The 24,774-nt window shown below is 57.1% G+C and carries 15 protein-coding genes; 11 read left to right on the top strand and 4 right to left on the bottom strand.

The annotated features are described in order from the left end of the window. Positions 1 to 3 precede the first annotated feature (3 nt). Complete coding sequence (locus Q0U90_RS03965; RefSeq protein WP_297451936.1) at positions 4 to 666, top strand: nitroreductase family protein; 663 nt, start codon at positions 4 to 6, stop codon at positions 664 to 666. 17 nt (positions 667 to 683) lie between these two features. Here Q0U90_RS03965 and Q0U90_RS03960 read toward each other — a convergent pair whose 3' ends face one another. Further along, a complete protein-coding gene (locus Q0U90_RS03960; protein WP_297451934.1) occupies positions 684 to 2,744 on the bottom strand; it encodes an NADPH-dependent 2,4-dienoyl-CoA reductase in 2,061 nt (686 codons plus the stop codon). Positions 2,745 to 2,927: 183 nt separating this feature from the next. Between Q0U90_RS03960 and Q0U90_RS03955 the strand changes: the two genes are divergently transcribed. Both Q0U90_RS03955 and Q0U90_RS03950 read left to right on the top strand, forming a co-directional pair. Continuing rightward, entirely contained in the window at positions 2,928 to 3,689 is a 762-nt protein-coding gene (locus tag Q0U90_RS03955; RefSeq protein WP_297451932.1) for an SDR family oxidoreductase, read from the top strand. A gap of 16 nt (positions 3,690 to 3,705) precedes the next feature. Continuing rightward, the gene (locus tag Q0U90_RS03950; protein WP_297451930.1) at positions 3,706 to 4,437 is read left to right on the top strand and encodes an SDR family oxidoreductase; all 732 of its coding nucleotides are present in this window, start codon (positions 3,706 to 3,708) and stop codon (positions 4,435 to 4,437) included. Between the two features lie 15 nt (positions 4,438 to 4,452). Here Q0U90_RS03950 and Q0U90_RS03945 read toward each other — a convergent pair whose 3' ends face one another. Together Q0U90_RS03945 and Q0U90_RS03940 are read right to left on the bottom strand one after the other, a co-directional pair. Then, entirely contained in the window at positions 4,453 to 6,150 is a 1,698-nt protein-coding gene (locus Q0U90_RS03945) for an AMP-binding protein (protein ID WP_297451928.1), read from the bottom strand. A gap of 538 nt (positions 6,151 to 6,688) precedes the next feature. Continuing rightward, positions 6,689 to 7,540, bottom strand: coding sequence for a DUF1524 domain-containing protein (locus tag Q0U90_RS03940; RefSeq protein WP_297451926.1), 852 nt, complete (start codon positions 7,538 to 7,540; stop codon positions 6,689 to 6,691). Between the two features lie 326 nt (positions 7,541 to 7,866). Between Q0U90_RS03940 and gltB the strand changes: the two genes are divergently transcribed. Together gltB and Q0U90_RS03930 are read left to right on the top strand one after the other, a co-directional pair. Further along, positions 7,867 to 12,489, top strand: a complete 4,623-nt coding sequence (gene gltB, locus Q0U90_RS03935; RefSeq protein ID WP_297452003.1) for a glutamate synthase large subunit — start codon at positions 7,867 to 7,869, stop codon at positions 12,487 to 12,489. Beyond that, positions 12,482 to 14,023 carry a glutamate synthase subunit beta gene (locus Q0U90_RS03930; protein ID WP_297451924.1) on the top strand — a complete coding sequence of 514 codons (1,542 nt, stop codon included), beginning with the start codon at positions 12,482 to 12,484 and terminating at the stop codon, positions 14,021 to 14,023. Before gltB ends, Q0U90_RS03930 begins: the two co-directional genes overlap by 8 nt. A gap of 25 nt (positions 14,024 to 14,048) precedes the next feature. Here Q0U90_RS03930 and Q0U90_RS03925 read toward each other — a convergent pair whose 3' ends face one another. Then, positions 14,049 to 15,038 carry an LCP family protein gene (locus Q0U90_RS03925; RefSeq protein WP_297451922.1) on the bottom strand — a complete coding sequence of 330 codons (990 nt, stop codon included), beginning with the start codon at positions 15,036 to 15,038 and terminating at the stop codon, positions 14,049 to 14,051. Positions 15,039 to 15,398: 360 nt separating this feature from the next. Here Q0U90_RS03925 and Q0U90_RS03920 point away from each other — a divergent pair, with 360 nt between their 5' ends. From Q0U90_RS03920 to Q0U90_RS03895, 6 genes are read left to right on the top strand one after another with little or no spacing between them, the layout of a single operon-like run. Beyond that, positions 15,399 to 17,243: a polysaccharide biosynthesis protein gene (locus tag Q0U90_RS03920; protein WP_297451920.1), complete on the top strand. Its 1,845-nt coding sequence runs from the start codon at positions 15,399 to 15,401 to the stop codon at positions 17,241 to 17,243. Further along, a complete protein-coding gene (locus Q0U90_RS03915) occupies positions 17,243 to 18,469 on the top strand; it encodes a DegT/DnrJ/EryC1/StrS aminotransferase family protein (protein ID WP_297451918.1) in 1,227 nt (408 codons plus the stop codon). Before Q0U90_RS03920 ends, Q0U90_RS03915 begins: the two co-directional genes overlap by 1 nt. Further along, positions 18,466 to 19,662, top strand: coding sequence for an ATP-grasp domain-containing protein (locus Q0U90_RS03910; protein WP_297451917.1), 1,197 nt, complete (start codon positions 18,466 to 18,468; stop codon positions 19,660 to 19,662). Before Q0U90_RS03915 ends, Q0U90_RS03910 begins: the two co-directional genes overlap by 4 nt. Positions 19,663 to 19,695: 33 nt before the next feature. Further along, positions 19,696 to 20,604, top strand: a complete 909-nt coding sequence (locus Q0U90_RS03905) for an NAD(P)-dependent oxidoreductase (protein WP_297451914.1) — start codon at positions 19,696 to 19,698, stop codon at positions 20,602 to 20,604. Between the two features lie 36 nt (positions 20,605 to 20,640). Next, on the top strand, positions 20,641 to 22,539 hold the full coding sequence (locus Q0U90_RS03900; protein WP_297451912.1) for a sugar transferase: 1,899 nt from the start codon (positions 20,641 to 20,643) through the stop codon (positions 22,537 to 22,539). Then, positions 22,532 to 24,766, top strand: coding sequence for an O-antigen polysaccharide polymerase Wzy family protein (locus tag Q0U90_RS03895; protein WP_297451910.1), 2,235 nt, complete (start codon positions 22,532 to 22,534; stop codon positions 24,764 to 24,766). Before Q0U90_RS03900 ends, Q0U90_RS03895 begins: the two co-directional genes overlap by 8 nt. Positions 24,767 to 24,774 lie beyond the last annotated feature (8 nt).

The following is a 24,774-nucleotide window of genomic DNA, read 5'->3' as shown; positions in this document are numbered from 1 at the left end:
GGCATGACTTCGCATTCACCGCGCGACCAGTTCGCCACCGAATTTGAGAACATCATCCGCAACCGCCGTGCCACGCGCGTCTATGCTGACGAGCCGCTTGACGACGCCGACGTGCGCCGCCTCCTGGAGCTATCTCTGGAGGCTCCCAGCGCCTTTAACATTCAGTCCCGCGCAATCGTGCGTATCGAGGACCCTGAGGTGCGTCAGAAGGTAGTGGAAGCTGCCGGTGGCCAGCAGCAGGTTGCCAACGCACCGCTGCTACTCGCCTTCATTGGTGAGCCGACCGGCTGGAAGCGTGGCATTCCACGCCTGGTCGAAGCCAACAAGGCCACTGGCCTGTGGGATGAGGTTGCCGCCGCCGAGCGGGAGGCCACGATGACCTCCTTCCATGAGGCTCGCGAGGAAAAGGGTATCTCCCGCGAGTTCGCTATCCGCGACGCGATGATCGCCGCCTCCTTCGCAATGGTGACTGCCAGCGCCTTCGGCTGGGCCAGCTCCCCGATGACAGGCTTCAGCGAGCAGGGGGTCAAGGAAGCTATCGGTGCCGGTGACACCGACGTGACGGTGGCGCTGCTACTGGCCATCGGTGTCCCGGGCGAGTTCCCGGCTCACCCGGGCCGTTTCGAGTTCGAGCAGCGCGCCTACACCGACCGTTACGAGGCGTAAAGCCTTGCTAGTGCTGCCTACAGTGCTAGCGCGACCTCGACAGCCTGGCGGATGGCACGCTTTGCGTCCAGCTCAGCGGCCACGTCTGCGCCACCGATGATGGTGACATTGGAGTTATCACCGGTGACGCTCTCGCGGTCCTTACCGCCCAGGCAGTCCAGATTGGATACCTGACCAGTACAGACAATCACGTTATCGACTGCGATGACCTGTGGCTTTTCATCGATGGTGATGTGCAGGCCCTCGTCATCAATGCGGTTGTAGGTCACGCCGGTGTACTGCTTGACACCGGCCTTTTTAATCTCTGCACGGTGCACCCAGCCAGTGGTCTTACCGAGGCCCTTACCAATGCGGGAGGTCTTTCGCTGCAGCAGGTGCACCTCGCGTTCGACCTCGAACTCCTCAGCCGCGCCGGAGACCGTGCCCGGCTCGGTCAGGCCCGCGCGGAACTCCGCCGGGTCACCGACGCCCCAGGCGTCCTTCCAGGCCTCGATAGTCTGGTTCGGCTTGCGAGTGAGGTACTCACATACGTCAACACCGATACCACCAGCGCCGATGACGGCCACCTTGTTGCCGGCCTGCTTCGCACCCGAGAGCAGCTCGTCGTAACGAATGACCTTCTCGTGGTCGATACCGTCAATGCCCGGGATACGTGGGGTGACACCCGTGGCCACAATCACGTGGTCGAACTTGGCCTTGAGCTCGTCGACGTCGGCACGCGTGTTCAGGTGAACCGGAACTTCGAGCACCTCCAGGCGGCGGGAGAAGTACTTCAGCGTCTCGCCGTAGTCCTCCTTGCCCGGGATCTGTGCGGCGAGGTTGAACTGGCCACCAATCTGGTCGGCGGCCTCGAAAATCTCCGGGTGGTGACCGCGCTGAGCTGCGGCTTCCGCGAAAGCGAGTCCGGCAACACCAGCGCCGATGACGGCGATGCGCTTGGCCTTGTCCTTTTCGACTGGCACGGAAACCAGTTCGGTTTCGTAGGCTGCCTTCGGGTTGACCAAACAGGTGGAGCGTTTGTTAGCGAAGGTGTGGTCCAGACAAGCCTGATTACAGGCGATACAGGTGTTGATCTGATCAGCGCGACCATCGCCGGCCTTGATGGCGAAGTCCGGGTCAGCCAGCAGCGGGCGGGCCATGGAAATCAGGTCCGCGTTGCCGTCAGCGAGGATCTTCTCCGCAACCTCGGGGCGATTAATTCGGTTGGAGGCTGCCACCGGGACGTCGACAAGCGAACGGAGACGACCCGTCAGATCTGTGAATGCGGCGCGCGGCACGGACGTAACGATGGTGGGCACGCGTGCTTCGTGCCAGCCGATACCGGTGTTGAAGACGTCGACGCCAGCCTCGACCAGACGCTGGGCCAGCTCGGTGGTCTCGGACCACGTCTGGCCCTCTTCTACCAGGTCAAGCAGTGAGATGCGGTACTGAAGAAGGAAGTCTTTGCCCACTTCGGCGCGAATGCGGCGGACAATTTCGATGGGCAGACGCATGCGAGCCTCGGCGCTGCCACCCCAGTTGTCCGAGCGGTGGTTAGTGCGCTCGGCCAGGAACTGGTTGAGCAGGTACCCCTCAGACCCCATAATCTCGATGCCGTCGTAGCCGGCGCGCTTTGCGAGCTTGGCAGCGCGGACATAAGCGCGGATGGTGCGCGAGACATCAAAGCCGGTGAGGCGGTGAGCCTTAAACGGGCTAATTGGCGACTGGCCGGTGTCAGCGGAACGAGCCAGCGGGCTGTAACCGTAACGACCGGCGTGCAGAACCTGCAGCACAATGTGGCTGCCGTGGGAGTGCACGAGGTCAGTAACGCGGCGGTGATTGTCCGCCATGCGCTTCGACGCCATCATCGAACCGGCTGGAGTCAGCCAACCTTCGATGTTGGGAGCATAACCGCCGGTGACGATGAGCCCCACGCCACCTTCGGCGCGACGACCCAGGTAGGCGGCCAGCTTGGGAATGTCACGGGTGCGGTCTTCCAGGCCGGAGTGCATTGACCCCATGATGATGCGATTGCGCAGAGTTAGAGGACCGACATCGAGAGGAGAGAGGAGATGCGGAAAGTGAGGCTGGTCAGACATGAAACCAGTATCGCGGTTTTCGTGGCGATGCATGGGGTGAATCGGAAAAATTCCTCAACAGTTTTAAATACGTTTCACGTGGAACATCAGGTGTGAAGCATCCGCAGTCTCCAGCGGGGGAGGGTGGCGTATGACTACAGTCGGGAATATCAGTAGACGCATGCAGCAAGGAGATGAGCCCTCATGACTTCTGAAACTTCAACTAATGGCAAGAAAGTAGCTGTAGTTACCGGTGCTTCCTCCGGCATTGGTGCAGCTACTGCCAAGCAGTTCGCAGCCGAAGGCTTCCGCGTTGTGCTGGGAGCCCGCCGTGAGGACAAGCTAGAGGCTGTCGCGGAGGAGATTCGCGCAGCCGGTGGTGAAGCGGCGGTCTACAAGGTCGATGTCACCTCTGACGAGGATGTCGCGGCGTTGGCGAAGGCCGAACCGCGCGTCGACGTGCTGGTTAACAACGCCGGTGGCGCCTGGGGAATGGAGTCGGTGGAAGGCGCTGTCGAGGAGAAGTGGCGCTGGATGTACGACGTCAACGTGCTGGGCACACTGCGCGTTACCCGCGCGTTGCTGCCCGCGCTGAAGGCCGCCAGTGGCATTGTGCTCACCGTTGGCTCGATTGCGGGCCGTCAGGTCTACACCGGTGGTGCCGGCTACAACGCCGCCAAGCACGCGGAGCGCGCTCTGGTGGAAGTCCTGCGTCAAGAGGTTGCCGCCGACGGCGTGCGCGTCACCGAAATCGACCCGGGTCGCGTCCACACTGACTTCTCACTCGTGCGTTTCGACGGCGACGAGACCAAGGCCGCAGCGGTCTACGACGGTGTTGAGTCGCTGACCGCCGATGACATTGCCGACATCATTGTGTTTGCAGCTACCCGCCCGAGCCACGTCAACATCGACTTCCTGCAGGTCACTCCCATCGACCAGGTGGGCGGAGCCAAGCCGAAGAAGTAAACAAAAGGAGCTGTACATGAGCATCGATATCGCCGCTGATAGAAGGATTGCCCTGGTCACTGGCGCAAGCCGTGGTATCGGCCTGGCAGTGGCTAGGGATCTCTCCCGCGATCACCACGTCATTGTGGGCGCTACCAGTGCTGAGTCTGCCGAGAAGGTGGCGTCGCAGCTGCCGTCGGCAAGCGTATTTGTTGCTGACCTGGGTGATGCCGACACCGTCGACGCGGAAGTGGCAAAGTTGCTGGAGGTGCTCGGCGAGCGCGGGCTGGACGTGCTCGTGCACTCGGCGGGCGTGTACGTCGATGGGGATGTGGCAGAGGTTTCGCGTGCGGACTGGTCGCGAATCTTGGATGTCAACGTCGTCGCCGTCGCCGACCTGACGCGCCAGCTGCTGCCGGCGCTGCGCAAGGCGGAGGGCACGTTGGTCACTATCAATTCGGGCTCGGGATTCCGCGCGTCAGCTGGTACTTCGCCGTATGCTGCATCGAAGTTCGCGCTGCGTGCTTTCACCGATGCGCTGCGCGAGGAAGAGCGTGGCGCGGTCCGCGTCAGCTCGGTGCACCCCGGGCGCGTCGATACCGATATGCAGGTTCAGCTGCAGTCGAATTGGCACCGGGATGATGCGGATTGGCGTTACGACGGCACGAAGTTCATGCGGCCGGAATCGATCGCAGCCGCAGTACGTCTGGCCGTTGATACCGGCGCGGATGCCAACGTGGATGAGATTCAGGTGCGCCCACGCGCCTAGGCGTGTAAGCGCTTCCTACCGAGCGTCGAGGTTGAGGCGCTCGTGCATTGCCTTGACCTCACGCGGGACCACCTTGCCGATGGCGTTGCGTGGCAGGGAGTCGACGAAGAAGACGCGGTCCGGTGTGGAGTGCTCGGCCAGGGTCTCGCGAACGTAGTCGCGGAGCATCTCTTCGCTGAGATTCTTGCCTGCCTCATTGTCTTCCCGGACAACGTAGAGGAAGAGGTCAGCGAAAATTTCATCGTTCTCGTTGGAGCCATGGCAGAAGACATCAGCAATGCCCGGCACCGGGCCCAGGATTTCTTCGACTTCGCGCGGGAAGATGTTCTCGCCGCCCTTGATTACCATGTCGTCGGAGCGGCCGCAGATATATAGGTAACCGTCCTGGTCGATACGACCGAGGTCACCGATCTGGTAGAGGCCGTCGACGGTAGTGAACTTGTCCTTCTTATTCAGGTAGCCGATGAAGGAAATTTCCTGGGCGGTGTGAATCATGCCGATTTCACCCGGTTCCACCTCGCGGCCGTCATCGCCCAAAATGCGGACCTTCGCGCCGATTGCCGGGCGACCTGCGGAATCCGGTCGGGCTGCAAGGTCAGTGCCGGAGGCAATAGAGCATAGGCCGGCCTCGGTGGAGCCGTAGAAGTTGCAGACCACTGGACCAAAGCGGTGGGTTAGCGACGACACCAACCAGGCTGGGATTGCGTTACCGGATGAGACGATGAAGTGGAACGGACCAATCTTGCGGTTCGGCTGCTCATCCAGGACGTCCTTGATCTGGCGCAGGAAGAAGGCCGCGGAAATCATGCCGTTGCAACCGTACTTTTCGCACTGGTCGACGGCCTTCTGTGGGTCGAAGACACGCATGGTGACGATGGTCGAACCGGTGGCCAGGCCAATCAGCACATTTGCCCAGCCCCAGGCGTGGAACATGGATGCGGACTGATGGATGACCATGTTGCGGCGCCACGGAATGCGGTCGGCGATGGCGCCCAGCGTGGCCGGGGTCTTTGGCTCATTGCGCAGGACACCCTTCGGGATGCCGGTGGTGCCGGAGGACATGATGATAATGCGACCCTGGTCCGGCTTGGGGTCGAACTGAGTGGTCGACGTGCGGCCTTCCTCGATGAGGTCTTCCATGAACAGGAAGTTCTTGCGCGCGTTCTTCCGAGTTTCCGGATTGGTGATAGAGGTAACCACGACCGTGACGTCGTCGATATCCTCTGGCAGATTGTCCAGGAATTCATCATCGACAAAGAGGAACTTTGCCTTGTTCTGGTCGATAACGCCACGAATCTGAGTCGGGCCGGAACCGATGTTCATCAGCATGATTTCCGAGCCGATAAATGCCTTAATGGCCATCGGCAGAATGATGCCGCGACCGTTGCGGGCGATGACACCGAAGCTGGACTTTTCAGTCATGCCGCGATCCATCATGGCGCGGGCCAATGCGTGGGCGTTGTCCAGCAGCTGGGTGTAGGTCAGTTCGCCGTCATCATCTACTAGGGCCAGGCGATCTGGGTAGCGCAACGCGCCCATCGAAATCAGGCTGGCGACGGAGAACTTCAAGCGACGCAGGTAATCGAGCATCTTTGGGGCTTGCTTCGGCGTCATGTGTAGGGCGCCGGTGCGCATGAGAGGTGCAACCGATTGGAAAAGAGCCTTGATTTGGAGACCTCGCGGTACTTGCGGAGCCTTCATTTCAGCTGCCATGAGTGGGAATCCTCCAAAATGATGAACTATCGAAATTAGCAACACTACGCAACATCGGTCACATGAAAAACATCTGCCACGATAGTGCCCTTTTGTAACAATGAAACTCTAACAGAGCATAGCCTCGCTAAAAAATAGTTTTCACAAAGAAATCGAAATAATGCGCAAATTATGTGCGCACTGCCTTACGACTGACGACCTGCCGAGTGTGAGCCAAAGGATACAGTGTTACCAGGCGGCGATAAACAGCCAAGAGGGCCAAGTGTAACGAAATGATAACGGAGTGGTGTCGAAAATAAACCTCGACATTGGTACCTCCGACGCTGTAGGGCTCGAAGTTTTCGCCTGGATCGTGTTGATTGTCGATGAGGGAGTGAATGTTGCTCGCCCCCAAAAATTAGGGGCCAGGAAATCTCCTAGGAATGGAAAGGTGTCGGCTGCCGGGGAGGAATGGGTTACGGATGTGTAGTCATATAGTGGCGCGCTCCCTGCCGCTTGGCCGGAAAAGGGATCATGGTGGCTGCTGGGAAGGTCTGCCCTAATTAGGGGTTAATGCGGCGAGTGCCGGCTCGTCTTCTGGTGTGCAGGTGGAGAGCCAGCGGTCCATGGCATCATGCTCTGCTTGGGTGACCCACAGGTTGTACTTCCGCTTAACCGCTACCTGGCGGGCGACGTACTGACAGCGAAATGGTTTGTTGGCGGGCAGCCATGATGCGGCATCGCTATCCCGTTTTTGTTGATTGGCTGGGCCGTCGACCGCCAGGAGGTTGAGGGGGTCATTGGCGAAGTCCTGTCGAACCTCCGGCGGGAGTTGCTGGGCGCCTTTCTGCCAGGCATCGCTTAAAGCCACGACATGGTCAATCTGTACTGCCGAAGAGGTGTCGCGGCCGCGCTGGAACTCAATCGTCGCTCCGGTGTAGGGGTCCAGCAATTGCCCCGAAAGTACGACGCAATCGCGAGTATTTGGTTTGTACTCCTTATTAATAAGGTCACGATTCAAAATGTCATTCCGCGTGTCGCAACCGTTATGCCCGAACTCCGCCGAGACATCATCGCTCCAGCGCTGCCCAAACTGGTCGCGCGAGTAGCCAGTTTTTGGCGCACGCCCCTTTATTTCCAGCTGGGTGAGGGCGCTGCGGATGCCGTCGATAGGCAGCAGTTCTGGCGCTTCGGGGACCTCGGGGACTTCGGAGACCTCGGGCGCGGGCTCCACGGGTTCCGGCGTGAATGCAGGTGTCGGTGCCGGGGCGGGGCTGTGTGACTGGCTCTCTGAGGTGAGGGGAGTGGGGGTTGTGCAACCGCTGAGGATTGTCGCAGCGCCGACGAGGACGCTGCCGGCGAGGAGGGCAATGCCGTGTAGGGGCGAGTGGGGGCGACAGTTGGCGAGCATGGAGCTAACCATAGCGGCGAAGGCGGATGGGACGCTGGCGGATTCGGGTAAGTAAATCGAACATTTGTGCACAGTTTGCGGGGGTGGTAGCTCGATTAGGGGGAGTTGAAGTTAAAACCGGTAGTAAAAGCCCGGTTTTTATCGAATGGCACTGTCAACCTAGCTCCTTCGGGGGTGGGCAACTATGGCTAAATCCCTAATTACGTATTGCGATACGCCTAGATGAAAGTGCATTGTTAAAGCAGTTGGAAATATAGATAACCCGTGTCCCCCAATTGGCACATTGCACCTATAAGGGGAAAACAGCTATGACAGCCGAGACAGCCATGACGCTGAACGAAACAACGACCACATTGCCTCGTGGTCACCAGAGGGAAGGCCTCTATCACCCGGCAAACGAGCACGATGCGTGTGGCGTGGCCTTTGTTGCCGACATTTACGGTCGCCAGACCCACGACATTGTGGAAAAGGGTATCCAGGCGCTGGTCAACCTCGACCACCGCGGTGCTGCTGGCGCTGAGAAGACCACCGGCGACGGTGCCGGCATTCTCATTCAGGTGCCGGATGCCTATTACCGTGCTGAGCTGAGCAAGGAAGGCATCATTCTGCCGCCGGCCGGCACTTATGCCACCGGTATCGCATTCCTGCCGCAATCGCGCATGGCCACTCTCGACGCCATTCGCGCCATCGAGGACATCTGCGCTGAAGAGGGCATTGAGATCCTGGCATGGCGCGATGTGCCAATCAACGCTGAGGGGCTTGGGCAGATGGCTCGTCAGGCCATGCCGGTGCTGCGTCAGCTCTTCGTCACCGCGAAGAACTACGAGGGCCGTCAGCTCAGCGACATTGACCTCGACCGCAAGATGTTCTTCCTGCGCAAGCGCTGCGAGCGCGAGCTTGGTGAACAGGGGGCTGGCGAGGGCTCCGGTGGCGACACTGTGTACTTCCCGTCGCTGTCCAGTCGCACAATCGTCTACAAGGGCATGCTGACCACCCCGCAGTTGAAGGATTTCTACCTTGACCTGCAGCAGAAGGAAGTCACCTCTGCGCTGGCTATCGTGCACTCGCGCTTTTCCACCAACACTTTCCCGTCCTGGCCACTGGCGCACCCGTACCGCTACGTCGCCCACAACGGTGAAATCAACACCGTGCGCGGCAACGAGAACTGGATGCGCGCCCGCGAGTCGCTGATTCGCTCTGGCAAGCTGGGCAATATCGACCGCGCGCTGCCGGTGTGCGACCCCAACGGTTCCGACACCGCGCGTTTCGACGAGGCCCTGGAGCTGCTACATCTCGGTGGTCGCAGTCTCCCGCATGCGGTCATGATGATGGTTCCGCAGGCCTGGGAGCATGACGATAACCTCAGCCCCGAGGTCCGCGCCTTCTACGAGTACCACACTTGCCTGATGGAGCCGTGGGATGGCCCTGCCGCCATCTGCTTTACCGACGGCCAGGTCATCGGTGCCACCCTGGACCGCAATGGCCTGCGCCCGGGGCGCATCTGGGTTACCGACGAGGGCCTGGTGGTCATGGCTTCCGAGGCCGGTGTCCTGAACATCCCACCGGAGCAAATTGTGCAGCGAACTCGCGTGCAGCCAGGCCGGATGTTCTTGGTCGACATGAAGGCCGGTCGAATCATTGAGGACAAGGAGATTAAATCCACACTGGCCGCCACTGGTCCGTACGAGGAATGGGTCAAAGAGGGTCTGGTCGACATCACTGATCTGCCACGAGAGCGCTACCAGTACATGCCGCATGCTCGCGCGGTGTTGCGCCAGCGCGTCTTCGGTATCACCGAGGAGGACGTTGACCTCATCATCCGCCCGATGGCTCTCACCGGCGCGGAAGGTTTGGGTTCGATGGGCTCGGATACACCGATTGCGGCTCTATCCAACCGCCCTCGCATGCTGTTCGACTTCTTCTCACAGCGGTTCGCACAGGTGACCAACCCGCCGTTGGACTCCCTGCGCGAAAAGTCCATTACCAGTATGAATACGTTGCTGGGTGCGGAGACCAACATCCTGGAGCCCACCGCTGATGCCGCCCGTCGCATCCGGCTTGAGCACCCAATCCTGGATAACCACGACTTTGTCACCCTGTGCCGTGCAGGCAAGAATGAGGAGTACTCCGAGTTCCGTGCAGAGGTCATCTCTGGCCTGTACCCGGTCGCCCGTGGCGGCCGTGGCATGCGCAACGCTATCCGCCGGGTCCGCCGTGAGGTCTCTGAGGCCATCGACCGCGGTGCCCGTCTGATTGTGCTGTCTGACCGCGAGTCCAATGAGCGTTTTGCGCCCATCCCGTCGCTGCTTTTGACCTCCGCGGTTCACCATCACCTGGTGGAGGAGCGCACTCGCACGCGCGCCAGCCTCATCATTGAGGCTGGTGATGCCCGCGAGGTGCACCACATGGCCATGCTCCTGGGCTTTGGCGCCGATGCCATCAACCCGTACATGGCTTTCGAAACCATCGATGAGCTGCGCATGAAGGATCAGCTCGGTGAGCTGACACTGGATCAGGCCTGCTCGAATTACTGCAAGGCAGCCTCCAAGGGCGTGCTGAAGGTCATGTCTAAGATGGGCATCGCTTCGCTGCAGTCCTACCGCGGTGCTCAACTGGCTGACACCGTCGGTTTGTCGCAGGAGTTCCTGGACGAGTACTTCACCGGCGCTGTTTCCCCACTGGAGGGAATTGGCCTCGACGAGGTCGCAGAAGATGTCGCCGCTCGCCACCGCAGCGCATTCCTGCCGCGTCCGGAGGAGCAGGCGCACCGCGAGCTGGATCTCGGCGGTGAGTACAAGTGGCGTCGCGAGGGCGAGTATCACCTGTTCAACCCGGAGACCATCTACACGCTGCAGCATGCGACCCGCACTGGTCAGTATGCGGTGTTCCGCGACTACACCAACAAGGTCGATGAGCAGACGAAGCAGCTGGCTACTCTGCGTGGCATGCTCGAGTTCGCCTCGGACCGCGAACCGATCGACATTGAGGAGGTCGAGCCGGTCTCCAGCATCGTCAAGCGTTTCTCCACCGGTGCGATGAGCTACGGTTCCATCTCCGCGGAGGCGCACGAGACGCTGGCTATCGCCATGAACCGCCTGGGTGGCATGTCCAACTCCGGCGAGGGCGGCGAGGACCCGGACCGCTTCGAGATGGAGGCCAACGGCGACTGGAAGCGCTCTGCCATCAAGCAGGTCGCATCGGGTCGCTTCGGCGTGACCAGCCACTACCTGTCCAACTGCACCGACATCCAGATCAAGATGGCCCAAGGCGCAAAGCCCGGCGAAGGTGGCCAGCTGCCACCGAACAAGATCTACCCGTGGATTGCGGAAGTCCGCATCACCACCCCGGGCGTGGGCCTGATTTCGCCGCCGCCACACCACGACATCTACTCAATCGAGGATTTGGCGCAGCTCATTTACGATCTCAAGAACGCCAATCCGCGCGCCCGCATTCACGTCAAGCTCGTCTCCGAGCAGGGCGTGGGTACCGTCGCCGCTGGTGTTTCGAAGGCGCATGCCGACGTCGTGTTGATCTCCGGCCACGATGGCGGCACCGGCGCTTCGCCGCTGACCAGCCTAAAGCATGCCGGTGGTCCGTGGGAGCTGGGGCTCGCTGAGACTCAGCAGACCCTGATGCTCAACGGTCTGCGCGACCGCATCCGCGTGCAGTGCGACGGCCAGCTCAAGACCGGCCGCGATGTCGTGGTCGCGATGCTGCTCGGCGCAGAGGAGTTCGGTTTCGCCACCGCTCCGCTGGTGGTGGAGGGCTGCGTCATGATGCGCGTCTGCCACCTGGATACCTGCCCAGTCGGTATTGCCACCCAGAACCCGAAGTTGCGGAGCAAGTTCACCGGCCGTGCCGAGCACGTGGTCAACTTCTTCACCTTCATCGCCCAGCAGGTCCGTGAATACCTCGCTGAGCTAGGCTTCCGCACTATCGATGAAGCGGTCGGGCATGCCGAGTGCCTGCGTCCGCGCAAGGATCTGGACAACCTTCCGCGCGTCGCAAAGCTAGACCTGGAGCGAATCCTGCACGTTGCTGAGAGCCCCTTCTTTGCGGACCAGGATTCCTACTGCACCAAAGCGCAGGACCACGGCCTCGAGGGTGCGTTGGACGAGCGCCTCATCGACGAAGCGCAGCCTGCATTGCGCACGGCACGTGCGAACGGGTTGGCGCCGACACCCGTGGCGCTGCACCACGCCATCAGCAATGTGAACCGTTCCGTGGGCACGCGGCTGGGATACGAAGTCACCAAGGTCGCAGGGAAGCAGGGGCTTGCCGACGATTCCATCGTCGTCAACCTGCTCGGTTCCGCCGGTAACTCGCTGGGTGCGTTTCTTCCCGCCGGTGTGACCATCAAGCTGGAGGGCGATGCCAACGACTTCGTGGGCAAGGGCCTGTGTGGTGGTAAAATTGTGGTCCGACCTTCGCGTTCGGCCCCACCGACGGCGGATCTGGCTACCGACACCATCGCCGGTAACGTCATCGGTTTCGGCGCCACCAGCGGTGAGATTTTCGTTCGCGGTACCGTTGGTGAGCGCTTCTGCGTGCGTAACTCCGGCGCGACGGCCGTAGTCGAGGGCATCGGTAACCACGGTTGTGAGTACATGACTGGTGGCCGCGTCGTGGTGGCAGGGCCGGTCGGCCACAACTTCGGTGCCGGCATGAGTGGCGGCATCGCCTACCTGCTGGATACCGAGGCAACGCGGGCAAACATCAACACCGAGCTGGTCGACATCATGCCGCTGGGTGATGAGGACATCAGCTGGCTGGAGGCCACGCTGTCGAAGCACCGCAAGCTCACGGGTTCCAAGACTCGGTTCCCATCCGCACAGTTCATCAAGATCATGCCGCGTGATTACGCCCGAATTCTCGACGTAGTCGCGAAGGCAAAGGACAACGACGCCGATATCGACGAGGCAATCATGGAGGCAGTAAGCAATGGCTGATCCGAAGGGTTTTATGAAATTCCAGCGCGAAGAGCCTGCTCATCGCCCGGTTCCGCTGCGCCTGATGGACTGGAAAGAGGTCTATGAGGAGCAGGACAAAGGGCAGCTGCAGCAGCAGGCCTCCCGCTGTATGGACTGTGGCGTGCCGTTCTGCCACTCAGCCTGCCCGCTGGGCAACATTATTCCGGAGTGGAATGACCTAGTTCGCCAGAACCGCTGGCACGAGGCTTTTGAGCGCCTGCACGCTACCAACAACTTCCCCGAGTGGACCGGCCGCCTGTGCCCGGCGCCGTGTGAGGGCGGTTGTGTGCTCGGCATCAACGACGATGCCGTGACTATTAAGAACATTGAGTTGACTATCGTCGAGCGCGGTTTCGACGAGGGTTGGGTGCAGCCAATCGTCCCGACTTTCGACACCGGCCAGCACATCGCTGTCATCGGCTCCGGTCCGGCGGGCCTTGCGGCTGCGCAGCAGCTCACTCGCGCCGGGCACGATGTCACGGTCTTCGAGCGCGATGACAAGATCGGTGGTCTGATGCGCTACGGCGTACCGGATTACAAGATGGAGCAGCGCTTCCTCGATCGTCGTCTCGAGCAGATGGAGATTGAGGGCACCGAGTTCCGCACCAACGTCTCACCGACCGCCGCTGAGCTGGCCGAATTCGACGCGGTTGTTCTAGCTACCGGTGCGTCACTTGCCCGTGACCTACCTGTCGATGGTCGTGACCTTCAGGGTATCTATCAGGCTATGGAGTACCTGCCGGGTGCCAACCGCGTTGCCGTAGGCGAGCTCGACACCCCGCCAATTGATGCCAAAGGCAAGAAGGTCGTCGTCATCGGCGGCGGCGACACGGGTATCGACTGCTTCGGTACTGCGCTGCGTCAGGGCGCTGCGTCCGTCACGCAGTTCGATATCCGCCCGCGTGCTCCGAAGTCCCGTGCGGCATCGACCCCGTGGCCGATGTACCCGCTGGTCTGGCGTGTGGCAACTGCTCATGAAGAGGGCGAGTACACTATCACCGGCTCTGAGCCACCGGAGGTCACCGAGGCACTCGGCCTCAATGCCCGTGTCACCGGCGAGACCCTGGGCAAGCGCGTCTTCAACGTCAACACCGTCTCCTTCCACGGCGAAGACGGTCACGTGACCGGCCTTTCCGCTAACGAAGTTGAGGTCATCGATGGAAAGCGCGTGCCCATGGAGGATACGGACTTCGAACTGGATGCCGATCTGGTTCTCATCGCCCTTGGCTTCTCCGGCCCAGAGCGCGGTGGTCTGCCGCACGAGCTGGGCATTGAGTTCAATGATCGCGGCGTGATGATGCGTGACGACGACTACCTCGCCGTGCGCAACGATATCGAGCAAAACTTCGACGGTCCGGTGTTCGTGGCCGGCGACAATGGCCGCGGTGCCAGTCTGATTGTGTGGGCTATCGCCGAAGGCCGCGCATGTGCCGAGGCTGTTGACCGTTACCTGATGGGTGAGTCCAATCTGCCCCGCGCAGTGGAGCCGGAGGATGCGCCAATCAGGATGTAAAAACAGTTACCTATCTGGGAACTGATTACTTGGGGAGGTCTACGCCGCTGGCGTAGGCTTCCCAGAACTGTGCGGTCTGTGCGGTCCAGGCCACATTGATGCCATCGCTGGCAGCCCTTGTTGGCAGTGTCGCGGTGGATACGGGCGTGGACGCGGCGCGTTGTACCAGATTGCGGACTTCATTAAAACTGAGGGTGGTGGCCGTTCCGTTGGTCACGGATGTAAGGAGGGCCTTGAACTCTCTCACTGAGTTCACTGTGCCACTACTGTCGATGATTCCTTCGTTGCGGTAGTAGTCCAGTAGGGCACCCAGAATCTCTTGCTGGTGGTTAATGCGTGAGAGGTCACTGCCGCCTGCTTCGGTCTTGCGAGTACGAATCTGCGTGACCACGCTTTGGCCGTTGAAGTGCTGAGTATTGGCACTATCGCGGACAATACGGCCGTCACTATCAACAGGCAGGTCTGCTCCCTCGAGGCTGTCAATGATGTCGGCAGCGCCCTTAAAAGTTGTGGCGATGGTGCCATCGATGGGAATCCCCGATGCGGCGGTAATGGTCTTGGCCGCACAGTCCATGCCTGCCTGGACTGCCCCTAGGTTATTGGCGTCAGCGACCGTCCCGTAGGAAAAGGCGGAATTCAGCTTGTCCTGCTCGCCGGTGTTCTTGGTGGCGTTAGAGCCAGCGCATTCGGGCAAGTCCACCAGGGAGTCTCGCGGAATGGAGACAAGATCAATCCAGGGTGGATTCTCGCGCATACGCATTAGCATGATGACATCCGAGCGGTGTCCAACCATGGAAGAATCTGGGCTATCGATGCCGAGAATTAGCAGTGTCTTTTGCTGTTTGGTTGATTCATTCGCGCTGGTGGGGGACTGCCCCACTCGGGTCTGGGCCAGCATCAGGGCAGCAAACAGCACACAGATGACTGCTAATACGGTGACTGCAGTAATCAGTGCTGAGAGGAATGGCTTTCGGATAATGAAAGCGCGTATCCGACTGGTCGAGGTTTTGCCCATGTGGAAAGTGTAACCCTTTTATCAGTGATTATTTGAATGCCTTACGGGACGCCTAGGCAAAAACTTACCTAGGTGTTAAGTGCGTTTACCGCTCTAGCCCGGAACACGCCACTTTTAGAGGTTTGTTTGGCATGGGGGTTGCGCATCGGCGAAGGCGCAAAAGAGCGTTTAAAGGTTCAGTATAAATACACACGAAGAACCTATTAAATGTAAAAGGTAAATGAATCAACTACCCCCGCGGTAGGGGGGGCGTTCCACTGGAAACGTGAATATAGTTCAGGTTGAATATCATGTTAATTCTCAGGGTTTTATTACCCTTTTGAAAAATTTGAAAATCTAGCCAGCAGTAAGAGGCATGAATTGTTTATCAGAGACTGGAGGCAGCTCGCCTGGTGCGTATTTGACGTCCTAGCTTGGTTAGTTGCGCTATCTGCAGCAAATGGCATTTTCCGCGGTCAGCTGATATCTATCTCTCAGATATCCGGTGCCAATTTCATCGTTATTGGCGTCGCAGTTGTGGTGATTGTCCTGTTGGGCCTTCTCCTCGGCGAATACACTAACCCGCAGCGCGTATGGCCTGGAAGTCGAACAGAAGACATTGTCCTGCTGACCATGAATGTCAGCGGTGCCATTGCTCTGCTGGCTCTTGACCAGGTTTTTAAGACTGACCCAGTTATTCCGTGGCATGCACCTTTCGCAGGTGCCTGTGCCGCCACGTTGGCGGGTATCTACACTCGTACTCTCGCCCGCTGGATCAGCAACAACTTCGGTTCCAAACAGACGGCAAACCGCTTGATTATTCTCGGTGCCGGTCGACGAGCCAAGTTCTTCATCAACAGTCTCGCGGATTCCGGTATTTCTCGCGAAAACCGCTTCCACGTCGTCGGAATCGTGGATCCTGACAAGAGTGGCAAGAACCATATTTCCCGTATGCATGGTTTGCGTGTGATTCGCGGTATTGACCAGCTGGGTGAAGCCGCATCGCGCACTATGGCTCAGTCAGTCATCATCGCTACCGATGAGCCGCTGTCTACCGAGTACATCAACGTCCTCAATCACATCTGTGAGGAAGCCTCGCTGCGTCTGCTCATCCTGCCTCCCGTGGAGGAGTATGAGCGCCACCGCGGCGCCATTGCCGCTTCACAGGTGCGCGAAATTAACATCGCTGACCTTATCGGCCGCCAGCCGTTGCACTTGGACGAGTCCAAGGTCGCTTCCATCATTCAGGGCAAGAAGGTTTTGGTCACTGGCGCCGGTGGGTCTATCGGCTCCGAAATCTGCCGCCAGGTACATCGCTTCGGGCCAGCAGAACTCATCATGCTTGATCGCGATGAGGGGGGTCTGCACGCCACGCAGCTATCTCTGAAGGGCACTGCGCTTCTCGACGGCTCCGATACCGTTCTGGCCGATATCCGTGATGCGGAAATGCTGAAGCAGATTTTCACGGAACGCAAGCCCGATGTGGTCTACCACGCTGCGGCTTTGAAGCACCTGCCGCTGCTGGAGAGCTACCCAGCTGAAGCAGTACAGACCAATGTTATTGGTACGCAGAATGTGTTGGAGGCATCTGCTGCGGCCAACGTTTCGACTGTTATCAATATCTCCACAGATAAGGCAGCGAATCCGGCTTCGATTCTCGGTGAGTCCAAGCGTGCTGCTGAGCGTTTGACCGCACACATGGGACAAATCCATGACGGCGTTTGGGCATCTGTCCGCTTTGGCAATGTGTTTGGATCGCGTGGCTCGGTCATTACGACTTTCCAGCGCCAGATTAAGGAGGGCGGCCCGGTCACGGTGACCCACCGTGATGTCCAGCGCTACTTCATGACTATTCCGGAGGCTTCGCAGCTTGTTCTGCAGGCTACGGTCATCGCTGAGTCCGGTGAGACTCTGGTGCTTGAGATGGGTAAGCCGGTCAAGATTGCTGAGCTGGCAAAGAACCTCATCAAGCTTTACGATGCAGACGTTGAAATCGTCTACACCGGTCTTCGTGACGGTGAAAAGATTTCTGAAGACCTGGTTGATGACACCGAAGATCCCAAGATTGGTGACCGTCACCCATTAATCACTGAGGTCCGTGTCGAGGCGGAGGAGATGGACCCGCAGATTGGCTCCTGCACCCATGATCACGACGCAGCTCGCCGCTGGCTTGCTGAGCACGGCAGTTCATCGAATTCAGTAGTTGAAGAAGCCGGAGATAACTAATGAGCATTCCTTTCTCTCCACCAGATATTCGCGAAGAGGACATCCAGGCTGTCGTTGACGTTTTGAAGAGTGGATGGATTACAACTGGTCCAGTTGGTGCTCAATTTGAAAAGGAGCTTGCATCTTACACAGATGCCGCAGGTGCGCTTCTGACAAGTTCTGCAACCACCGCTGAAGAAACCATTTTCCGATTCCTGGGGATTGGCCCTGGTGATGAAGTTATTGTTCCTGCGTACACCTATACGGCAACGGCTTCTGCAGCGCTGCACGTCGGTGCGGATATTGTGATGGTGGACAACGCTCCAGACAGTTTCACCCCAAGTGTCGATGCCATCTTGGAGAAAGTCACTCCGAAAACAAAGGCAATTGTCACTGTCGATCTCGGTGGCGTCATCTATGACCACGGCCAGTTAGTTTCAGCCCTGGAAAAGTTTGCTGCTGGTGAAAGTGCTGAAAAGAAGTTTTCGCCAAGCAATAGCGTGCAAGAGGCTCTCGGACGAATTGCAGTAATTAGTGATGCGGCCCATTCGCTTGGCGCAAAACTCCCAAGGGGGTTGGGTATCGGTGCTAATGCTGATTTCTGTTCGGTTTCCTTCCACGCAGTTAAGAATCTGACAACAGCGGAAGGCGGCGCCGTACTCTGGCGGGATATTCCTGGATTGGATAACGCCAAAATCTACCGCGATCTCCGCGTCAGCATTCTCCACGGGCAGTCAAAGGATGCGCTTGCAAAAACGAAGCTCGGTGGCTGGGAATATGACATCGAATTCGCCGGTCACAAGGCGAACATGCCCGATGTGCTTGCGGCGCTGGGGCTGTCACAGCTTCAGCGTTACGATGAGACGCTCGCTCGGCGCCGTGAGATAACACAACGCTATGCCGAAGCATTGAAGGAACACGGCGTAGATTTTCTGCACCACGATAGCTATCCAGAAGCTTCAAGTTGCCACCTCTTCTTGGCGGTCCTGCCGCCAGCGGAAAGTGATAAACGAAATCAGATCATCGATGAGATGGCAAAACGTGGCGTAGCAGCAAATGTTCATTACAAGCCGCTACCAGCACTGACTGCATATAAAAACTTGGGCTTTAAGCTCAGTGATTTTCCGAATGCAGCAGCATTGTCGGACCGCGTTATTTCGTTCCCCTTGCACACAAAGCTCTCGGATGAAGATGTCCAAACTGTCATTGATGTCTTTGATGCATCGAGGAAAGCGGTAGGAGCATGACCAACACCTGCGCTAGTGATAAAACCCTATTGATTCTCGGCGCTGCCGCGGTACAGAATGATGCAGTATTGGCGGCACAGGAGATGGGCGTCAAAGTGCTGGTAGCGGCGCAGGCCGCTGATGGGCCGGCAGCTGAGTCTGCTGATAAGTTTGTGGAAGCGAACTTTATGGATCTCGCCAAGATGCGGGAGCTTCTTAATTCCCAAAAGATTGATGTGGTCTATTCCACCGGATCAGATTTAGCCATGCCTGTGTCGATGGCTCTTTCAGAAGAGTTCGGGCTACCTCACTTTGTGAGCAAAGAGACGGCACTTACTTGTAATAACAAGATTGCAATGCGTGAGCGCACGCAAAATCTTCCCGGGGCCGTCGGCTTCTCGCACTGTTCTTTTGCTGACCAAGAAAAAGATGGCAACGGTAAGCCAAACGAGCCGACGGTGGTAGCACCGGGTTCTGGACCGTGGATTGTTAAACCTGCGGACGCGCAAGGGCAGCGGGGAATTCAGCTCATCGATGATGAGAAGCAAATTCCTGCAGCGGCAGCTGAAGCAGCAAGTTTTTCTCGGACAAGCAGTGCAATTGTCGAAGAGTACATTGGAGGCACAGAAGTCTCAGTCAATGGCTACCTAGTCAATGGCGAGATTAAATTCCTCGTAGTCAGCGACCGTGTCACGTGGCCACAATATACCGGCCTTATTCGTGCTCATACCGTTCCGTCTCGATACAGCGGCGATGCAAACATTACGGCGCGGTTGCATGAGAGTATTACTAAATTTGCTGATCGCTTAGGCATTGTGAATGGTCCGGTGTATGCGCAGGTCAAGATTGACCAGGGGGATGTACGAATCATCGAAATTACGCCCCGACTTGATGGTTGCCATATGTGGCACTTGCTCTCTTACTCGACATCCGTGGACTTGATGAAAATCACTTTGCGCCACCTTGTTTTTGGTGAGCAACCAGAGTTTCCCGACGAGCTGCAGATTCATCCTGCTACCTTGGAGTTTCTCTGCCAGCAGCCGAATACGCCCGCTGAATATCCGGAACATTATGCGGAAGTCGACTCGACTGCTAACTCGGAGAATCAGCCAGTCGCCGGTTTTCGGTACTACCAAGAAGGCCAGAATATTCGACCAGTTAATGGCCGTTTTGACAAGATAGGTTATGAAATTCGCTTTGACCCTGTCAGTTAATCAGGGCAAGAAACTGGCAGGCAGGAACACACGATGCGAGTCTTAATCACGGGAATTACCGGCCTCCTAGGTGCCGAAGCCGCAGCAGTGTTGACATCTCGCGGGCACCAGGTTCTTGGGGTGTCTCGTTCATACAGTGGCGAAGTTGCTGGCTGCCGCGTAGTCCCTGCGGTGTATGGCTCTGATAGCTTCAACGGCCTGCTCGCAGACGTGGACGCGGTTGTGCACCTTGCAGCTCGCCGGGGCGGCCAGGAACCAATTGAGAATTTTGTTGCCGACATAACGACAGCCGACAACATTATTCGTGGCTGCGAAGCAGCTGGTGTCCAGACCTGCGTACTCGCATCATCTATTTCAGTATATGACCCGGCATTGACACTCCCATGGAGTGAAGATCATACGGGTACGCCACGCAATTCGTATGGCATTGCGAAACTTGCGATTGAACAACTGGGCTCTATTCATGCGCGAGAAGGCAAGACGAGGGTCGTTTCCCTGCGTTTTGGCCACCTCTACGGTGCTTTCGAAAATACGCCTCACATGATTAATACTTTTCTTAAAACAGCTGCGGAGGGGAAACCGCTAAAGGTTTGCCCCCCAAGTGAGAAACGTCGTGATATGACGTACGTAGCTGATGCAGCAGAGGCGATTGCGCTGGCATTGGGCGATGAGAATCAGCCGATGGATAACGTCGAAGGTTCTTTTAATATTGGTTCCGGTGCGGCGGTTTCAAATTTCGAAATCGCGCAGATTGTCAGCGAGGTATTTAATATCCCTGAGCCCACGATCGTCGATGAATGGGCTGACACCTCAATTCCAAGTCTTATGGATCTCACACGGGCAGTAGAGGTACTGAAGTATCAACCGGCATATGACTTTGTTTCGGGTGTCACCGATATTCGGAATCGACTTCTCGCGGCCTCGAACTTATCCAACAGTTGAGTTAAATCCAATCTTCTATCAGACAAAGGAATCTTCATGCGCAAATTGACTGCCGGCGGAAAGCGCCTATTTGATTTGGTGGCATCGGGTCTAGCCCTGCCAGTGGTCGCGCTAGTTGGTGTGCCCGTCGCTGTTGCGATTAAGGCGGACGATGGCGGTCCTATCTTTTATCGATCGCGGCGACTGGGGCGTGGCATGCAGCAATTCGACATGCTCAAGTTCCGGACGATGAAGGTCAATGCTCCGGATATTCGCAACGCTGATGGTTCTACCTTCAACTCTGATAACGACTCTCGTGTTACTCGTGTTGGAAAGTTCCTCCGCAGCACCAGTATCGACGAACTGCCACAGCTGTGGAACGTGTTCAAAGGTGACATGTCACTAGTCGGGCCGCGGCCTTCGCCAACTGGAAATGTTGACACATATCCGGAGTGGTACTTTGAAAAGTTCACCGTACGGCCAGGCGTTACTGGTCTAGCGCAGGCCCGCTACCGAAATTCTGCAAACTTGGACCAACGGTACCGAACTGACATCGAGTACGTACAAAATTTGAGTTTGCTCAATGACTTTAAAATCTTGCTCTCGAGCGTGGATAAGGTGCTTCGTCGATCGGGCATCAATTCAGACTCAGCAGCTAAAACCAGCAGCAAGCAGTCATCGTCAGAAGATTCGCACGATGAGTCGACGTTGGTGATGTTTACAAACTTCTTCCCTTATCACCGAGGTGAAGAGTACCTGGAGTCTGAATTCCCGTATCTGCAACAGCAGTTTTCTAAGATTGTTATTGTGCCCGTGATGTACGAAAAGGGCATGAAGCGCTCATTTGATACCGGCCCCGATACAGTCGTTATTACTTCGGCTCTCCCGACCGGGAAGATGGCGAAGCTGAAGTACACGCTGGCTTGGCTTCCGAAAATGCTGCTGAAGCGACAACTTTCGCCCCTCAAGGATATGCGTTGGAACCCAGCGGCACTCGCATTTGATGCATACTTTACAGCTCGTTCGAATCAGCTCTGGAGCCAGATCGAGCCAAAGCTTCGCGCTGAACTTGGTTCCGAGAAAGTGGCGGTCTATGCATATCGGATGTATGTGACCGCATTCCTTGCAGGTTTGCTTGTCGACGCCCAGTGGTCTGACACTACTCGCATGATTACTCGTGCTCACCGGTATGACGTGCTACCCGAGCAGAATAGGCTAAATTACCTGCCCCAGAGGCGCTTCATCGTCGAACACAGCGACAAGTTATACGCAGTCTCCGAAGAAGGCGCAGATGTGGTTCGTGCGGAGTTTCCCGAGTACGCAGATCGGGTATCAGTAGAGCATCTCGGCGTAGCCGCGAATGCAGTGGAACCACGTAAGCTGCCAGATACGGCGCGACTGGTTTCAGTTTCAACCTTCAACGAGGTAAAGCGCCTCCCGCTAGTTGCGGCAGTCGTCAAGGAGCTGACCAATCGAGGACACGACCTTGAATGGGTGCACTTTGGTGCCGGTCCAAAAACGATGGAAGACAAGATTCGTGCTGAGATTGATTCACTAAATATCCCTCATGGGGCAGTGCGTTTTGCAGGCTATATTGCAAACTCGGATTTGCTTTCTTGGTACCGAGGAAATGATGTGGCTGCTTTCATAAACCTTTCCAGTTCTGAAGGTGTGCCGGTGTCCATTATGGAATCGATTGCTGCTGCTATTCCGGTTATTGCAACTGATGTCGGCGGTACAGCAGAACTCGTTCATGATGGCGAAAATGGCCGACTCGTTGCTGAGAACGCGTCCGTTACCGAGATTGCCGATGCGGTAGAGTCCGTCTTATTCACTAGTGACGATGATTATGCACGGTTGTCTGCTGGCGCATTTGAAACGTGGGAAAAGGATTGGAATGCAGCCAAAAATTTCACGACCTTTGCGAAGAAGCTGAAGGGTTTCTACGATGAGTAGCACTGAACTGGGCGCTAGCCTTACAACCAATACTATTTCGTCGCCGACTGAGGTTGCCTCGCACACGGAATCAGAACGAGGTTCTGCAGGTGTGCCGACGAAGGTTGAAAAAACTGTAGCTGTAATTCGGATACTCATTGCCGTATTTGCATTGGTGGCTGCCGGGGCGATTTCTCTTTACTGGTCTAGCCAGCAGCCCGAGGCAATGGCGAATTGGTCTATATACTTCTCCTTTGCCATTATGCTGTGGGCCCTTTTGGCCTGCACCAAGCACAGTGTGCTTCTGGCATTTGAGTTGGGATACTTCATATTTATTTATGGACGTGTCTTTGCAGTGCAGTTTCTCGGCGCAAAAAACCTTCCCTATGGCCATAAAGGTGGGGAAATTGGTTTAGCTGGAACCTACGGCACAGATCCCGGGCACGTAATTAATTCTTTCGGACTCTACTTCATATTTAACGTAGTGCTGATTATTAGCTACTGCGTTGTATTCTACGGAGCTTCGTATTGGCGTACGAAGAAGCTGCCGACCCAGGAAGTTGCTAAAACACCCCGATACGCTCAGCCTGTTGCGCAAAAAGCCATAAAGTATGCTTTTTATGTTTCGGTACCATTTGCATTCATTAATGCATGGTATGCAATTTCATATGTTTGGGCGAATGGCTACTTTGCCTATGCACAAGTGCGAAATCAAGTTACTCCAGCGATATTTAGCTATGGTGCTGAGTTTTCGCTAGTCGCTTTCTTCGCCTTTTTGGCAACAATGCCCCGTATGCGAAATCTCTTTTTCCCGCTCGTACTGTTTTTCCTAACCCGCTCAGTTTTAATCCTGACAGGAAATCGAAATTCTGTCATGTTGCCGCTGCTTGCGGTGGTTATTTACCTTTTGGCCCGTGGGATTAACTGGAAGGCGATTCGCCAACATCCATTTGTTTCTGCTGGGCTTGCCACTGTTGTAGCGGTCTTCGCAGTAGTTGGAATAAACTCAATTTCTCGAGTAAATGAGGCACGTGGTACCCAGGTTCAGGGTGGCGATGCAGTCCCTGCAGCTCTGGTGGAGTTGGGTGTGACAGGAAATCTCCCAATCCTGTTGACTGAAAAGGGCTATTTGGAGCAAATTCCTGAGGGACGAGGCTATGCGTTCGGTCCTTTCATCACTTTCTTCCAGTCACGTATTCTAGGGCCAATCTACGGCGACGGCCGATTCGATTATCTACAGGGGTCATCGGCAGAACAGGCCCTCCATGGGCACTCTTTTGCGCATACGTTCTCTTATTACTACATGGGTGATTCGTACCTTAGCGGTGCGGGATTCGGGTCGTCAGCCCCTGTTGAGCTTTGGGTAGATGCGGGCATGCTTGGCGTTGCAATTGGTGCTCTCGTTTACGGAATTCTCTTTGTGGTTTTGCAGGGCTCTTTGACCCGCCCATTTTGGCCGTCACTTATTTCGGTACTAATTGTTCAGCGAATTCCCTGGACTCCGCGGGCATCCTACTCCGAACCATTCCTTTCATTTAACATTCGAGTGCTTGTCGGGTTAGTGGCTCTTGTCATTTTCTTGGAGGCTGTGCTTTACGCCCAGAAGAAGTGGTCTGAATCCAAGGCCCCTGTGGAAGTGGAGCCGTCCGCTGAGGAACTCAGGGACACTTCGGACGAGAATGTGGAGATTGCGGATCGTCAGGGCGCTGAGGAACTTGTTGCCGCTGGCAAACTGGATACTGCTGTGCCGGTGTTGGAGCCAGAGGCTCCGGAACAGACGGTCGAACCTGAGCCAACGGTCGATTCGTCTGAGTCCCTGGTTGAGTCTGAACCGACCGAAGAGTTTGAACCGGTGCTTCTAGAGAATCCGGCTGCAATACCGGCGCTATTGCCAGAGTACGAGCCCGAGCCCGAGCCTGAGCTCGAGCTTGAGCCCGAGCCTGAGCTTGAGCCTGAGGCGATAGAGGAACCAGCCTTGGTGGCTGCCGAAGATGAGTACCGTCAGGCTGAGCAGCTCCGTGATGCAGAGCCTGTCCTTGTAAGGGAACCGATTCTCACTAGTGAACCGTCTCGTATTGACGAGCCAGTTCATGCTGCAGAACCTGCCGCGAAATCTTCGCTCAGCATGAAGCTGACCGCCTTGGGTGAATCCCTCATCCAGTTGATGGTGGCATACGCGCTGACCCTCCTCGGAAAGGTCTTGCGGAAGATTGTCACCACGCTTGTGGATAAATTGACGAGACGCTAGGTAACGAG

This window comes from uncultured Corynebacterium sp., from assembly GCF_946998835.1.
Taxonomy (GTDB): Bacteria; Actinomycetota; Actinomycetes; order Mycobacteriales; family Mycobacteriaceae; genus Corynebacterium.
This window is presented reverse-complemented; position numbering and strand designations above follow the sequence as displayed.